Raw genomic sequence first — 15,049 nt, 5'->3', positions numbered from 1 at the left:
AATCGTCAACTTAGGCCCTGATCGCCAAATTGACGAGGATGTTGGAGGCACGGCGGCGCGAAGGGCATTAAACCGTTCGAATTCGTAAGACGTCGCCAAACCCGAAAGGCTGGCCCGCTTTGGCCCTAAAAATGATGGTTAGACGGCGGGCGCCATCCCCAGCGGGCAGGTTGAATTTTAAATCTCCAGCGCCGGGATCCGATTTGTTGGCAGCTTCAATACCATCGACGAAGACCGTGCACGCACCCATGAGGTTCAGGCATTCCACCTGGCCGCCAGCTTTGCGAATCCGCTTGAATGGTTCGACGACGGTTGCGCACAGCACGTAGCTATCCGTGGCGAGAGGGGAGAACGGCACACCGGGACGAAACCAGCCCCATGAGTTCATGTCGTTGTCCTTCGGGCGTAGATTGGGGTCTATTGGCGCACTTTGCGCGGGCGCGCGACGCCAACCTTCCGTGATTTGAACGGGGGTCGAGACGTCCTGATAAGGCCACGCTGCGGCTTTTTCGACCTCAATCTCGATTTTTGCGGCGGTCAATCCCGCAGCGGTAGCGGTAATCTGTAGTGTCCCCGCGCTATTTTCCTTCGTTTGGACAATTATCTGGGCCAGCCCGTTGAACAGGGCACGTGTGTTGCCCTTTTCACTGGAGACATCGTTGGGGTTGCCATTGCCCAGTCCGATGATGTCTCCACCGGTGATGTCGAACGTGATCTGATTTTGTGCGATGGGGACATGGCGTCCCCTGGCGTCGACCGCCTCAACCTTAATGGGTTGTGCATCCAGTCCATCGCCCCACATAGACTTGCGGTGTGGCGTGAGTTTCAAAGAAACCGGTGCGCCCGTTGTCTCAACGACGTGCTTTGCGGCAGCCTTGCCTTGCCTATAACCGACGGCGTGTAACGTACCTGGGGCGTAGGGTACCTCCCATCGGTTCATCTCGAAAATGTCGCCCTTTTGTTTACCGAGGGATTTTCCGTTCAAAAACAACTCGACCTCGTCCATATTATGAAAGGCCATGACGCGAATTGGCTGTCCTTGCTTGCCGGACCAGGTCCAGTGAGGCGCTATTCGAAGGACCGGGCTTTGATCCCATTGCGCTTTGTGAAGCCAAAACGCATTCTTTTCGAAGCCGCACAGGTCCATTATGCCGAACTGGGACGAGTTACTTGGCCAGTCATAAGGGGTCGGCTCGCCATGATAGTCAAAACCAGTCCATACAAAAGCCCCGGCTATAAAGTCGCGCTCAGCAATGGCTTTCCATCCCGTCCGATGGGTGGTTCCCCATTCTGCGGCATCATCGTCGTAGGTTGCCTTGATGTGACGGGCATCGTCGGTCGTGTACTCGCCGCGCGTTTGATAGGCTGAGGTGTCTTCCGAAGAGGTGAGAGGGATATTCGGATTTGCTTTGTGAAAAGCGTCATATGATTGATATTGGTAATTAAAGCCGACAACGTCGACGGCTTGGGAAACATTGATGGGCGTGAAAAGACCATCATTCATCGCGGCCGTTACGGGGCGTGAGGTGTCCAGCGTTTTCACTAGGGCGCTCATCCGGCGCACCATTTCGAACCCTTGCTCACTACCTTGCATCGGCTCCTCATTAAACACTGACCAAAGGATAACGCTAGGATGGTTGCGGTCACGGCGTACCAGCCACTCCAGTTCATTCATGTGAATAGGGGAGGGGTTGAAGACCCGGTTCTCGTCCATGACGAGGAAGCCCATCTGATCGCAGAGCTCATAGAAGTACTTGTCTTGCGCGTTGTGAGAGCAGCGTATGGCGTTGCATCCAAGGTCCTTCAAGCGCTGCAAACGATAGTGAAGAATTCCGTGCGGCACGGCCACGCCAACGCCCGCGTGGTCCTGATGTATGCACACCCCTTTTAACTTAACGGGTTGGTCATTGAGAAAGAAGCCACGGTTTGGATCAAAGTGTTGGGTGCGGAACCCGGCAGGCGTTACCACTTCGTCGAGAACCCGATCATGGCTGATTACCTGAGTGGTGATACTATAGAGAAACGGCGTTTCGATATTCCAAAGGCTTGGTTGGCTTACGGTCATACTGCCCGTGGAGACCGCGCGACTAAGCGCCGTCACGGTGGCGGACATTCGGGTCGTTGCAATCGCCTTGCCTTTTGGGTCTCGCACGGTTGACGTGACTTGAACCGTGCGGGCCGTTTTCCCGGCATTGTAGAGAGTAACCTCTAGAGGAATGGTCCACTGGTCGCCGTATTTGACCGGGTGAGCAAAGACGCCGTCCGTAACGATATGGACCGGGTCTCTTTTGACAATCCAGGTGTTCCGGTAAATGCCGGCACCCTCATACCACCACCCTTGCATTTGATCGGCATCGACGCGAACCACCAATGAGTTCAACGACTCGCCGTAGGTAATGTAAGGTGTGATGTCGATGTAGATTGAATTGTAGCCCGACCAATTTCGGTTCACGAGCGTGCCGTTCAGCCAAACGGTGGCGTGTGTGGAAATCCCATCCAGGTGAAGTTCAATGTGCTTGCCACGGTCGGAGGGCTCAAACCTCAAGAGATTGCGGTACCAGGCGATGCCACGTTTTCTGTAGCCTTGCGCAAGGTTCTCGTTTTTGTCTGGAAGTTGAAAGCTCGCAAAATCGTGGGGCAGCGTAACGGTTGACCATTCTGAATCGTCAAAGATCGGAGACGCCGCGCCCCAGGCCGACCCTGCCTTTGCGTTCGCATATGACCAACCATGCCCCATAACTTTAGGAAAAGGCACGTCACCTTCGAGAAAACGCCAGCCTCTATTTAATGATAAGACCTGCCGCATCTTAGAAACCGACTGACCCAAGGGACGTGTGGCTGGCTGCGTCGCGGCGGCGGATGAGGCCGCGACAGGGCCCCAAGCCGATCCCATCACCACGCCGGTAGTTCCCTTAAGAAGGTCACGTCTGTTCACTAAATTAGCCCCTGTTCCCGAAACACCACTTCTGTGGTTTTAATTGTCTGAGTATAATCCCCACCCTAACTGCCGGTGGTGGAATTTACTGCTATATGTAATATTAATGACCTCGCGGATGATGTCAAACTCAAAATGAGAGCGCTATCATTGGTATATTTATGCTTTTGTAGTTCATTTTCGGCGTAAAATATTCGATTGGCGGCTTCGCGGATGGAACCCTTCGAATATGGCAACCCTTAAATTGTAGGACAATCTTGTGCCCGTTTGGACGATAGGTTAGACGAAAAAAGAACGACACAAGCAGGTAATCAGGGAATCCCAACAATGAAAATTCTATCCGGAATTAAATCACGCGCCGTGATGACAGCGTTATCACTTGCACTGGCTGTGACCTCCGGGGCGGCCCAGGGGGCCCCCGTAGACGGTGACAGGACACCGGGCGTCCGAGTTAAGGCGCAGTCAGCGGCGCGAGAACGTTTCAACATAGATCGAGATTGGCGTTTCGCCTTTGGTCACCCTTATGATGCATCCCAGGACTTCAGTCATGGTACCCGAGGGTTCTTCTTTGCCAAGGCGGGGTACGGTGACGGGCCGGCTGACCTCAAATTTAACGACACGGCATGGCGCCGCTTAAACCTGCCTCATGACTGGGCGGTTGAGCTGCCATTTAGTTCACGAGCGAGTGCCAACCATGGCTCAAAGGCTCTGGGGGCCACGTTTCCCGAAAACAGTGTTGGTTGGTACAGGCGTGCACTACCTATCAGCGCGCAGGATAAGGGGCGTCGCATTGCCGTCGAGTTTGACGGCGTCTTCCGTGATAGCGTGGTGTGGGTAAACGGCCACTATATCGGCAATGAGCGCAGCGGCTATTCCAGTTTCCAGTACGACATCACGGATTACCTCAACTATGGCGGTGAAAATGTCATTGCCGTCCGGGTAGACGCGACTATGGAGGAGGGGTGGTGGTATGAGGGGGCCGGAATCTACCGCCACGTTTGGCTGACAAAGACTGACCCTTTGCATGTCGCGCCGTGGGGAACCTTTGTCCGTACCGAGGTGGCCGACGGCTCCGCGGAAATCTCGATCGATGTTGAGATAAGTAACGACGGTAAAGGTGTCGAGGGGTTCACCATCGAACACCTAATCGTAGACGCCGATGGAACGTCTGTAGCCCGTTTTGAAACGTCGCCCCAAACCCTGAACGGGGCGTCGTCATCGCGGGTTGCCGCACAGTTCAAGATGGATAGAGTAAGGCTGTGGTCATTGGAAGACCCCTATCTTTACAAGGCAATCACGCAAGTTAAGCGCAAGGGCGAGGTTGTAGACAGTTATGATACGGTGTTTGGAATAAGAACGCTTCGATTTGATGCCAATGACGGCTTCTTCCTGAACGGCAAGTCCATCAAGTTGCACGGTACGAATAACCACCAGGATCATGCCGGGGTGGGTGTCGCGCTGCCCGATGCCTTGCACGAATATCGCTTCAAGCGCCTCAAAGAGATCGGAGTCAACGCATACCGCGCTTCTCACCACCCGCCGACCAAAGAACTGCTCGAGGCTGCCGACCGGCTGGGCATACTTGTAATCGACGAGCACCGTATGATGGGGACCACCCCGCAAATACGAAATGAGCTGGAGCGCATGGTTCGACGGGATCGAAATCATCCGTCGGTCATCCTGTGGTCAGTGGGCAATGAAGAGTGGGCCATTGAAAACACCGAGGTCGGCACACGCCTTACTCAGGAGATGCAGGCCATAGTGAGAAGGATGGATCCGACTCGGCTCACCACGGTTGCGGCATCCGGGTCGGGCGGAACGCAGGGAACGGCTGCCGGGTCTGAGGTCATAGGCTTTAACTACAAAGCTCAGCATGACATTGATGCCATGCATAAACGCTACCCCGATCGTCCGATGCTCGTGACGGAGGAGGGCCTAACCTTTGCGACGCGCGGTGTCTATGTCGATGATCCTGAGCGCGTCCATATTGCCGCGTACGATAAGCGGTCCGGCGGCGCACGCACAGCGTCCATAGAGGAAGGCTGGCGTTTCAATGCCGCGCGACCATTTTTGTCAGGCATGTTTGTCTGGACCGGATTCGATTATCGAGGGGAAACAACGCCGTTCGGATGGCCTGCGGTATCGTCGCAATTTGGTATGTTGGATACGACCGGTGTCATCAAAGACAGTGGCTATTACCTTAAATCAGTCTGGACCCATGAGCCTATGGTTCACCTTCTGCCGCATTGGAATTGGAGCGGACGCGAAGGTGAAGATATCGATGTGCGCGCCTATGCGAACACGGATGAGGTCGAACTATTCCTGAATAAAAAATCGCTTGGGCGAAAGGCCATGACGGTAGGGGGGCATCTGCAATGGTCGGTGCCCTATCAATCGGGAAAACTAGTGGCAAAAGGCTTTAGGAACGGCAAGCTCGTCGCAACGCAAACGGTCGAAACGACCGGACCTGGCGTGTCGGTTCAACTTGCGGCGGACCGTACGCGGATCAAGGCGGATGGTTCCGATATCTCTGTGATAACTGTGAGTGTCGCCGACAAGCAGGGGCGGGTTGTGCCTACGTCCGATAGTCTGGTGCAGTTCGAGACGACCGGCCCAATTCAGATCATTGGCATGGGCAACGGTGATCCAGGTTCCCATGAGCCCGATAAACCCACCGAGCGCCACCACTTTCTAACGGTAAAGAACTGGCGCGTTAAGGGGGGCGAGGCGAAAGAGGCGCTTCTGGCGCACCTCGCGGATGACGATGCGTCGACGTGGCGCCGACCGTTTCAATGGGTCCCAGAGGACCAAAGGCCACCGGAAAGCCCCTATTATCTGGTTCGCGCGGAATTTGCACGGCCAAAACTGACTGATGATGACACTGTTGAGTTGTTCGTGGCCGACGTGACGCGTGATCAGGTCGTGTATGTTAACGGTGAAGCCGTCGCGCCGGTTCAGCTCGATGGGCTTCTCGTCATTAAGCTCGATCCCGCCAAGATCAAGGACACCAACAGCCTGAACTACCTCATCAGGTCACCGGCGGGCGGGTTTGGTCTACTCGCGCAATCCGCGCAAGAGGGGGGACGGTGGGCGTCTCTGCGGGTGACGACGCCCGCGCCGATTTGGGCGCGGCGTGTATTCAATGGCTATGCCCAGATCATCGTTCAATCTACCGGCGGCGCAGGGCCCGCAACTGTAGTGGCGAAGGCTCAGGGGCAAGCTGCCGCGACCTTAAAATTTACGGTGCAATAGTCTGGCAAAAGACAATGGCTCCTGGGTGGAATTTGCGTGTTGGGTCGATTTTTTGACTTGCGTACATGAAAGATTCTATCGTATGCTGTAGTGCTCAGCAAAAATAATAAATAAATACAATTTGTTAAAAGGTGATTCTCGTCGCTAATTGACAAAAACGTCAAATTTGACTTTAAAAATTGTATTATTAATGCAACAATGTTCAGACAATTGCCAGCGCTGTCAAAGTTTGTTTTGTAGGACATAACTTTCACATGATAGAGCGGAAATGCCCGAGCATTTAGGCTGAAATGGTACCGGTAACGTCCGGTCCCCTGAGCGCGGGATTAACAACTGGCCATGCTGTGAAATAGTCATAAAGCGGGCCTATCGGGAGGAAATTATGGTTAGGAAGAAATCGCGCGCATCATTGATGCGTGACGGGGTATCTGTGGCTGCGCTCGCTATGGTAGCGCTCACATCTCCCGCGTTCTCACAGGCTCAGGCCGTAACGGGGGATGTCGAGGCGACGGCACCTGCCGACGACGGTGTTACGGTGGTGGTAACTGCACGCCGTAAGGCTTTGCAAAGTGCGACTGAGCGGAAGAAAAACTCAGACACCCTTATAGATTCCGTCGTGGCTGACGATGCCGGTAAATTGCCGGATAACTCAATTACCGAGGTGCTTCAGCGCGTTTCCGGCGTGACGATGGTGCGGTTCGCCGCGCTCAACAATCCGGATGCGTTCTCGGTCGAAGGATCGGGTATTCAGGTGCGGGGTTTGTCGGGTGTTACGGCGACGCTCAATGGCCGCGAGGTTTTTAGCGCCAACGGTGGCGGCGGCCTGTCCTGGGGGGATGTAACCCCCGAATTGATGGCCGCCGTTGACGTTTACAAGGCGTCGCGCGCGGACATGATTGAAGGCGGCACGGGCGGCACGGTTGATCTGCGCACCAAGATGCCGTTTGACTATAAAAACCCATCCGTTGAGGGTGCCATCGGCGCCAGCTACGGTGATAAAATAAAGAAGACCACGGGCAGCGCGTCTATTCTCTTCACGGACCGTTGGGACACCAGTGCCGGTGAAATTGGATTGCTTGTCGACCTGGCATTTTCGGAATTTTCCTCCGAGGCCAATTTCCTGCGCGCCGAGCCCTATTACAAAAGAGACGTCGACGGCCAGGCCCGGTATCTCCCGGGTGGCTTTACGTACGGCGATAATCAATTCAATCGCGAGCGCACCGGTTTTTATGAGGCTTTTCAGTGGAAGCCGAACGATCAGTGGACATTCTTCCAGACCGCGTTCGTATCTGAGTACAAAAATGACGATACCGCCGCAGGTGTATTCGTTACGGGGAAAACACTGGTACCGGATATGTCCGGAAACGTCACCTTTGACGCCAATGGTGGTTTGATCAGTGCCGATCGGATGTACCTGGGTTCAAACGGCTACGAAGGCTGGCGCAGTGCGAGCGGCACGGATGGCAGCGGCAATCCATTCCTTCTCGATTGCAACACGCCGTTCAACGGTCAGGCCCAGGGGGTCAACTGGAGTTCATGGCCCCCGACCACCTGTTCCCCCGACTCTATAGGCGTGGGTTCGAGCCGTAATTTTGCGACCTCGGAAACGGTCACGCGAGACTTTTCACAAGGCTTTACCTGGAATCCAACCGATCAATTGCGTGTTCAAGGTGCCCTTCAATTTGTGGACTCGTCAGCGAAATCCACAAACTTTGGTCTCGGTCTCAACTCGACGGTGTTTGCCTACAGTGTTGACTTGAGGGGAGATCTCCCGCAGTTCGTCATCGAGAGCTCTGATCGATTGGAGAACAAGGCCAATTACGGTTGGGATAACATCGCGTATCGGACGACCAACAATCACGGCACCATGGGCGCTGTGAACCTTGATGTCGACTATGCGTTCGATGAGGGTTTCTTTACCACTCTTGAAGCCGGGGTGCGCTATGCCGACCGGGTCGAGCGGGATAATTTTGATGGCACTTACTGGGCAGCCCTTGGCCGCGGTTGGAATGGCTCTAGCCAAAGAACCCTGAACAACGGCGCCGCGGAAGATACTGAACTCTACGATTTCGGCGATTTTTTCCGCGGAGAGGCCAATCTGCCGGCACTTTTCTGGCTGCCGAGCGCCCAACTCATGCAGTCGAATGATGCGATCTATGCGCAATCGACTTACGGGTATGACCAAGAATGTCTCGCAACGACCGACGGGTCGCCGCAATTCAAACCTGATGGTACCTGTACGATTGACAATCCTGATCGTGAGCCGTTGGCAAACGTCTATCACGATCCGTACGGGGCGTCTCGTACTCAGGTCACGACCACGGCCTTCTATGTGCAAGGTAAGTTCCGCAGCGATTCAGGTCTGTTCGGCATTCCTTACACGGGCAATATAGGTGTTCGTGTTGTCAAAAACGAAGTGGAAAGTTCGGGTTTCTTTAGTTTTGGCGACAATCAGTTCTATCTGAGCCAGGCTGAAGCCAACGCCGACTTGGCCGATGATGGCCTTGCTAACAACTACTATGAGACCTTGAATACCGGCGAGAACCGCACCGGTGAGAACGATTACATCAAGGTTTTGCCATCGTTCAATATCAATTTTAAACCAACCGATCAGTTCTATCTGCGCTTCGCCGCAAACCAGACCATGTCACCGCCAGGATATGGAGACATCCGGTCAGTGGGGTCTGCGGGTGTGTCTTTGACCAAAAATACAAATGACCGGGAAGCGGCGGGCCCTGTGCCGGCGGTGGACTTCCCGGACATCTTTAACAATATGACAGCGAACACCGGCAACCCTACCCTTAAACCTACAATGTCGAAGAATGTGGACTTTTCGGCAGAGTGGTACCCGTCGAACAGCCTGAATGTGCACTTCGCCCTGTTCTATAAGAAACTCGACGATCTTATCGTCTATGGCGATACAACGAAACCGTTCTCGGCTACGTTTACACGTCTCGATGGGACGGTCACGACTGTAAACACGACGCAGACAACGTCCGAGGTTTACAATGCGAAAGAGACGGCCAAAATTAAGGGACTTGAGATTGGCGGTCGCAAATTCTTTGATGAGTTGCCAGCGCCGTGGAATGGACTGGGTATTGAAGCAAACTATACATATATCGACTCCTCGAATCCTAGCGCCAAGGCGCTGGATATCAACGGCCAGCTCATGGACGATGTGCCCATCGTCGGTATGTCGAAAGATAATTATAACGTTCAACTGATGTATGAAAAGGATGCCCTGTCCGTACGTCTTGCCTATTCCTGGCGCTCAGAGTACCTCCAGTCGACAAACTCCAATGGCACCAACGGCGACTATACCTACTACCAGACGCCCGCGGCCGGAGGGGCACCGATTGGAACCTTCACCGATATCTCTCTTCCGGTGTATGCCGACGCCTATGGTCAGTTTGATCTCGGCGTAAATTATAAAATCAGTGAGAAGATCCGTTTTTGGGTTCAGGCCAACAACCTGACCAATGAGACAACCCGAACCCTGATGGGCGGGTATCCGGGTGGGCAAGTGTACACGCGCAGTTGGTTCGTTACGGATCGGCGGATTAATCTGGGCTTCAACCTGGCCTTCTAGCCAATGCAGTTGCATGGTCCTCTCCGGCTGTCGCCGGAGAGGACCATGACTGTGTCAGCCATTTTGCGAGGATTGGAGTGCCGTTGTGATTAAAAGCGTCATTATAGTCGGCGGGGGAACCGCGGGCTGGATTACGGCGGCATATTTGGCGGCCGTGCTTAATAACGAAAATTTAGATGGCCTCAAAATTACCCTGATTGAATCTCCTGACATAGGGATTTTGGGGGTGGGAGAGGGGACGTTTCCCAGTATCCGAAAAACTTTGCGCCGCATCGGCATTGACGAGGCCGACCTGGTGAAAGAAGCCAGCGCCACCTTTAAGCAGGGTATAAGGTTTGCCGGCTGGCGACGTGCGCCCGGCAACAAGGGCTCAGGGCCTGATCATTATTTTCATCCCTTCCAGACGGCGAAGACGTCGGATGGACTTGATCTTTTACCGTACTGGCTATTGGGCGCCGCAGGCGATGCGGGGTGGGATGAGGTCAGCACCGTGCAGAAGATCGTGGCTGACAATGCCCGCGCGCCGAAGCTTCATACGCACGAAAATTATGCAGCGCCGCTGAACTATGCCTATCATTTCGACGCTGTCAAATTCGCCGCCGTCCTGCGCCGGCGTGCCATCGAACTGCGGGTTCATCACCTGCAGGGTACAGTGACTGCGGTTAGTCTTTCAGATGACGGCAATATCAAATCGCTAAACACCCATGAACATGGTGAACTCGAGGCTGATTTTTATATCGATTGTACAGGCTTTAAGGCTCAGCTGATCGGCGAGGCGCTCAAGCGACCGTTTACCTCCTGTCGCGATATTTTGTTTGCCGATCGTGCGGTTGCGCTTCAGGTGCCTTACGATAAGCCCGCCATGGCGGTGCCGAGTTACACCATATCGACCGCTCAGGCGGCGGGGTGGACGTGGGATATTGGTCTCGATAACAGGCGGGGGATCGGATACGTCTATTCGTCAGCGCACACCAGTGACGCGGAGGCCGAAAACGTCCTGCGCGCCTATATTGGAGCCAAGGCCGAAAGTCTTTCGCCGCGTCAATTCAGCTTCGAGCCCGGGTACCGGGCGGAAAGCTGGCATAAAAACTGTGTCGCGATCGGCTTATCAAGTGGCTTCTTTGAGCCTTTGGAGGCGACAGGCATCGGGTTTATTGAGATCGCGGCGCTTATTCTAAGCAATCGCTTTCCATTTGCCGGAGACTTCGAGACCTGCGCGCGCCAATTCAATGAGATTATGGTCAAACGCTACGAGCATGTCCGTGACTTTATCAAACTGCACTATAGCCTAACGGAGCGGCGCGACACAGCGTTCTGGGCGGATAATGTTCGGGAAGAAAGCGTCCCTGACAGTCTTCGGGAGCGGCTCGACCGATGGCGGCATCGCCCCCCTGATTTTATGGATGTGGATCTGAACCACGACATATTCACCGACGCAAACTGGCAATATGTCCTTTATGGCATGGGTTTTAAATCAGATCTGCGCGCTCAGGCCAACAGCTTTAAGTACTATGATGAAGCGAAGGTGCATTTCACGGATATTCGCCGGCAGGGTGAGAATGCCTTGAGGCGGCTGCCCGATCATCGCGCGTTGATTGAGCAGGTGCGTCTAAGTGGCTTCCAACCTATTCGGCCCAATTGATTTCGCAACTTAAGTCGAGGGCACATCACGGTGACAACTACCGATCAACATATCCGCCGGATACTTATTGTGGGCGGTGGAACGGCGGGATGGATGGCCGCGGCGGGCCTGTCGAGACTGGCGCGCTCGGGCCAGACTGAAATCATCCTGGTTGAATCTGACAGTATCTCCACGGTAGGCGTCGGCGAAGCGACCATCCCGTCCATAATTGATTTCAACCGGGCTCTGGGGATTGATGAAGATGAGTTTGTCCGTGCGACCCAAGGTACATTCAAACTGGGTATCGAATTTGTCGATTGGAACCGAAATGGAGACCGTTACATCCATCCGTTTGGGTTTCACGGCCTGGATATTGAAGGTATAAAGTTTCATCAATTCTGGCTGAAGGCTTTGCTTTCAGGTGTAGATCCCGGACCTATCGAAGACTATTGCCTGAGCGCTATTGCGGCGAAGATGGGCAGGTTTCACAGACCTGCCCCTGACGCAAAGTTGCCTCTGTCGACGCTGAAATATGCGTTTCATTTTGATGCGGGCCTATATGCCCAGTACTTGCGGCGATACGCTGAAGCGAGAGGGGTGACACGGGTCGAAGGGACGATAGCCGACGTCAAACTTGATAGTGTGAGCGGATTTATAGAGGCCGTCACGCTCAGCAATGGTGAGTGTCTCGACGGGGATTTTTTCATAGATTGTTCCGGATTTCAGGGGCTTCTCATCTCGGGGGCGCTTGGCACCGGATATGAGGACTGGAGCCACTGGCTACCCTGCAACCGAGCGGCGGCTGTGCCCAGCGCCTTGCCGGATGTGGATACGCCTTATACCCGGTCGACGAAGGACCTTGCGGGATGGCGTTGGCGCATTCCGTTGCAGCACCGCGTTGGCAATGGCTATGTATATTGTCGGGACTACCTCAGCGACGATGATGCCAAACGCGCACTCTTACGCCATCTTGATGGCGCACCTTTGGCTGAGCCGAGGATCTTGTCCTTTACTACAGGGCGACGCACGCAAGCCTGGACCAAAAACTGTGTTGCCCTGGGCCTGGCAGGCGGATTTTTGGAGCCGCTTGAGTCGACCAGCATCCATATGATTGCCAGTGGAATATCCCGTTTGCTCAGCCTGTTTCCCGATCGACGGTTTCATGCGGAGGATATTGCCGAATACAACCGCCTGACATCGCAGGAATATGAGCTCGTGCGTGATTTCATCATTCTGCACTATAAAACTATGACCGAGGCGACATCGCCGTTTTGGGCCGCGTGCCGGGCCATGGAGATTCCAGAGAGCCTTCGTAACAAGATCGAACTTTTCAAAGCGAATGGCCGGATTTTTCGCAATGAGGCTGACCTGTTTACGTTGGATAGCTGGGTCTCGGTGTTCTTGGGGCAAGGCACGGTGCCGCAGGGATACGACCCCTTGGTGAACATAATGGATTTTAATGACGTCCAATCTTTCATGACCAAGATAAAGGTCGGCTTTCAGTCAGCCGCAAGTAGCTTGAGTCTTCATAGGCGCTTTATAGAGCAAAACTGTGCCTTCATGCCGTGATTGTGGGTTTGTAAATTTCAATATGTCATACAATTTGCTTGTATGGAGTATAAATTTATGTCATATAAATAATCGTCAAATATTCGTAACTCTCCTTCCTCTCTAATATTTGATGCGTAACCCAAATTGCCCGCCGGGATGCACACTCCTGGCGGGTCTTTTTTTGCGATGTTGTGGGTATATTTGTGTTGTCGGTCGTGCTGGCGATCTTTTCATAAAGGTCGCCACGCTTTTTTACTCAATTTGCGCGCGTCTGGACCTATTGAGTGCGGCGAATAAACAGGGGCTCACACAAGGTTTTGCCCGCGAATTTGGAAGGCTATCCCAAAGTCATGACTGTCCTCGCTGGGGACTGTCACCTGCAAACCCTGTGCGTCACATGCGAATGGGAGGGGGGTGTCTGAGCCTACGATCGCCACCCGCTGAATATTGGCTCCGGCGAGTGCCCTTATGGTGACCACATCAGTGAGTGGGCGACCCAGTATGATCGCATAAAGGATCGATCCCTTGGTCGTGAAACGTATATCGGCAGGCGTGAAAGGTTTTTGCTTACCCTCACTAAACATGCCTGATTCCACGGCGGTTGGACCTTCGCCATATATTTTCCAGGGACGTGTTCCGTAGATGGCCTCACCAAACCGGCTCATCCAACTCCCGATGTCCTGCACGATGCGTCGTTCTTCGCTATCGATTGTGCCGTCACCGCGAACCGGTATCGACAGGAGCAAGTTACCATTCTTCGAGACAATATCGCATAACCGGTGAATGACGGTCTCGGCAGGAAGGTAATCTTTACGGGTGAAGCGGTCGCGGTTGTAGTGCCAATCGCCAATACAGGTGTCCGTCTGCCATGGGTGCGGTTCAATATCCCGGCGCAAGCCGCGTTCGACATCCTCAATCACGGCCATTCGGCGCTCGGCGGGAAGGTGCTTGGTATTGATAACGGCTTCAAGTTTTCCATTATGCCACTGCATCGACGCATTGTAATAGTGAGCGGCGATATCCAGTCCCGCCTGACCAAGCGGCAGGTCAAAATTGTCGAAGTACACGAGGTCCGGCTGATAGGTGTCTATCAGATCCTTGCAGCGCAGGTACCATTGCCGCACAAAGGCCGGGTTTTCTTTGGGTGGATTCTCATCCCATACCCGGTCGTGTTTTTCATGCCAGGCATTGGCGTCTTCAATAGTCGATATTCCACTGGGCAGCGGCATCACCGCGCCGCCGTAAAGGGCTTGCGGGTCAAGTCCGTCCCACCACTTGCCCTTGCCGTCGCGCTTTGTCAGGCGGAAGGCGTCATATCGCTCGCCGTGGCGCGCGCCTTCTGGATCATATCCGTAAGCGGTTTGAAACCAATGCCAGGCATGTGCCGAATGGTTCGAGACGCCGAACTTTAAGCCGCGCGCACGCGCCGCTTTGGCCCACATGCCAATCAGATCTTTCTTGGGGCCAACCCTGACAGAGTTCCAGTCATGAAACTTTGAGTGGTACGCGTCGAAATTGTCATGATGGTTGGCCATGGCCACGAAGTACTTCGCACCGGCCGCTGTGTAGAGATCCAGCAATTCGTCCGGATTAAAGTGCTCGGCGGTCCAGCGCGGGTACATCTCCATGAAACCATTGTCGGCAGGGTGGCCATAGGTTTTGGCGTGAAAATCATACTGATCCGAACCTTGAATATACATGTGGCGGGCATACCAGTCCCCCGCTTCGGGCACACATTGCGCGCCCCAATGTGCCCATAATCCGAATTTGGCATCGCGAAACCAGTCCGGGGCCTTGTAATCTTCGATGAGAGACGACCAAGTGGGTTCGAAGGGGCCTTTGGCGGTTTGGGCCGGCCCCAGCTTGGGTTCGGCCGCCTCGGCTGACCGGGCGCGGGCAGTTGTTGACGCTAGCGCAAGACCCGTCACGCCGTGCAAGAGCATTCTTTTCGTCAGGTTCATATCACCGCCCCAAAGCATTTTAAATTTGATAAGCGTCGTTTATTTGCGCTATTAACTGCCTTATATAAAAGTCTAGCGTGTCGCGTAAGCTTTGGCAATGGCTTGTAGGTATGTGTTGATCAGCCCGCATAGCCGCGTCA

6 protein-coding genes are annotated in these 15,049 nt (G+C 54.1%); 4 read left to right on the top strand and 2 right to left on the bottom strand.

Annotated elements, in window-relative coordinates; all coding sequences use genetic code 11:
- Positions 1-67: 67 nt before the first annotated feature.
- Positions 68-2,935 (bottom strand): beta-galactosidase GalA, encoded by a 2,868-nt coding sequence (gene galA, locus PQU98_RS05625; RefSeq protein WP_272743919.1) that lies wholly within the window; start codon positions 2,933-2,935, stop codon positions 68-70.
- A 327-nt stretch (positions 2,936-3,262) separates the two neighbouring features.
- Between galA (PQU98_RS05625) and galA (PQU98_RS05620) the strand changes: the two genes are divergently transcribed.
- The 4 genes from galA (PQU98_RS05620) to PQU98_RS05605 all read left to right on the top strand — a co-directional run bounded on the left by galA (PQU98_RS05620) (position 3,263) and on the right by PQU98_RS05605 (position 12,966).
- Positions 3,263-6,187 (top strand): beta-galactosidase GalA, encoded by a 2,925-nt coding sequence (gene galA / locus PQU98_RS05620; RefSeq protein WP_272743917.1) that lies wholly within the window; start codon positions 3,263-3,265, stop codon positions 6,185-6,187.
- 382 nt (positions 6,188-6,569) lie between these two features.
- Positions 6,570-9,776 (top strand): TonB-dependent receptor, encoded by a 3,207-nt coding sequence (locus PQU98_RS05615; RefSeq protein WP_272743916.1) that lies wholly within the window; start codon positions 6,570-6,572, stop codon positions 9,774-9,776.
- A gap of 85 nt (positions 9,777-9,861) precedes the next feature.
- Positions 9,862-11,418, top strand: a complete 1,557-nt coding sequence (locus PQU98_RS05610; RefSeq protein ID WP_272743915.1) for a tryptophan halogenase family protein — start codon at positions 9,862-9,864, stop codon at positions 11,416-11,418.
- Positions 11,419-11,448: 30 nt separating this feature from the next.
- Entirely contained in the window at positions 11,449-12,966 is a 1,518-nt protein-coding gene (locus tag PQU98_RS05605; RefSeq protein WP_272743914.1) for a tryptophan halogenase family protein, read from the top strand.
- A gap of 287 nt (positions 12,967-13,253) precedes the next feature.
- Here the strand turns inward: PQU98_RS05605 and PQU98_RS05600 are convergent, their stop codons facing one another.
- Positions 13,254-14,909, bottom strand: coding sequence for an alpha-L-fucosidase (locus PQU98_RS05600; protein WP_272743912.1), 1,656 nt, complete (start codon positions 14,907-14,909; stop codon positions 13,254-13,256).
- Positions 14,910-15,049: the final 140 nt, after the last annotated feature.

The sequence above is a fragment of the Asticcacaulis machinosus genome, assembly GCF_028550435.1.
GTDB lineage: Bacteria > Pseudomonadota > Alphaproteobacteria > Caulobacterales > Caulobacteraceae > Asticcacaulis > Asticcacaulis machinosus.
This window is presented reverse-complemented; position numbering and strand designations above follow the sequence as displayed.

Bases quoted from the DNA above. Each gene is read 5' to 3' on its own strand.
- galA (WP_272743917.1), top strand. From the start codon at position 3,263: ATGAAAATTCTATCCGGAATTAAATCACGCGCCGTGATGACAGCGTTA.
- PQU98_RS05615 (WP_272743916.1), top strand. From the start codon at position 6,570: ATGGTTAGGAAGAAATCGCGCGCATCATTGATGCGTGACGGGGTATCT.
- PQU98_RS05600 (WP_272743912.1), bottom strand. From the start codon at position 14,909: ATGAACCTGACGAAAAGAATGCTCTTGCACGGCGTGACGGGTCTTGCG.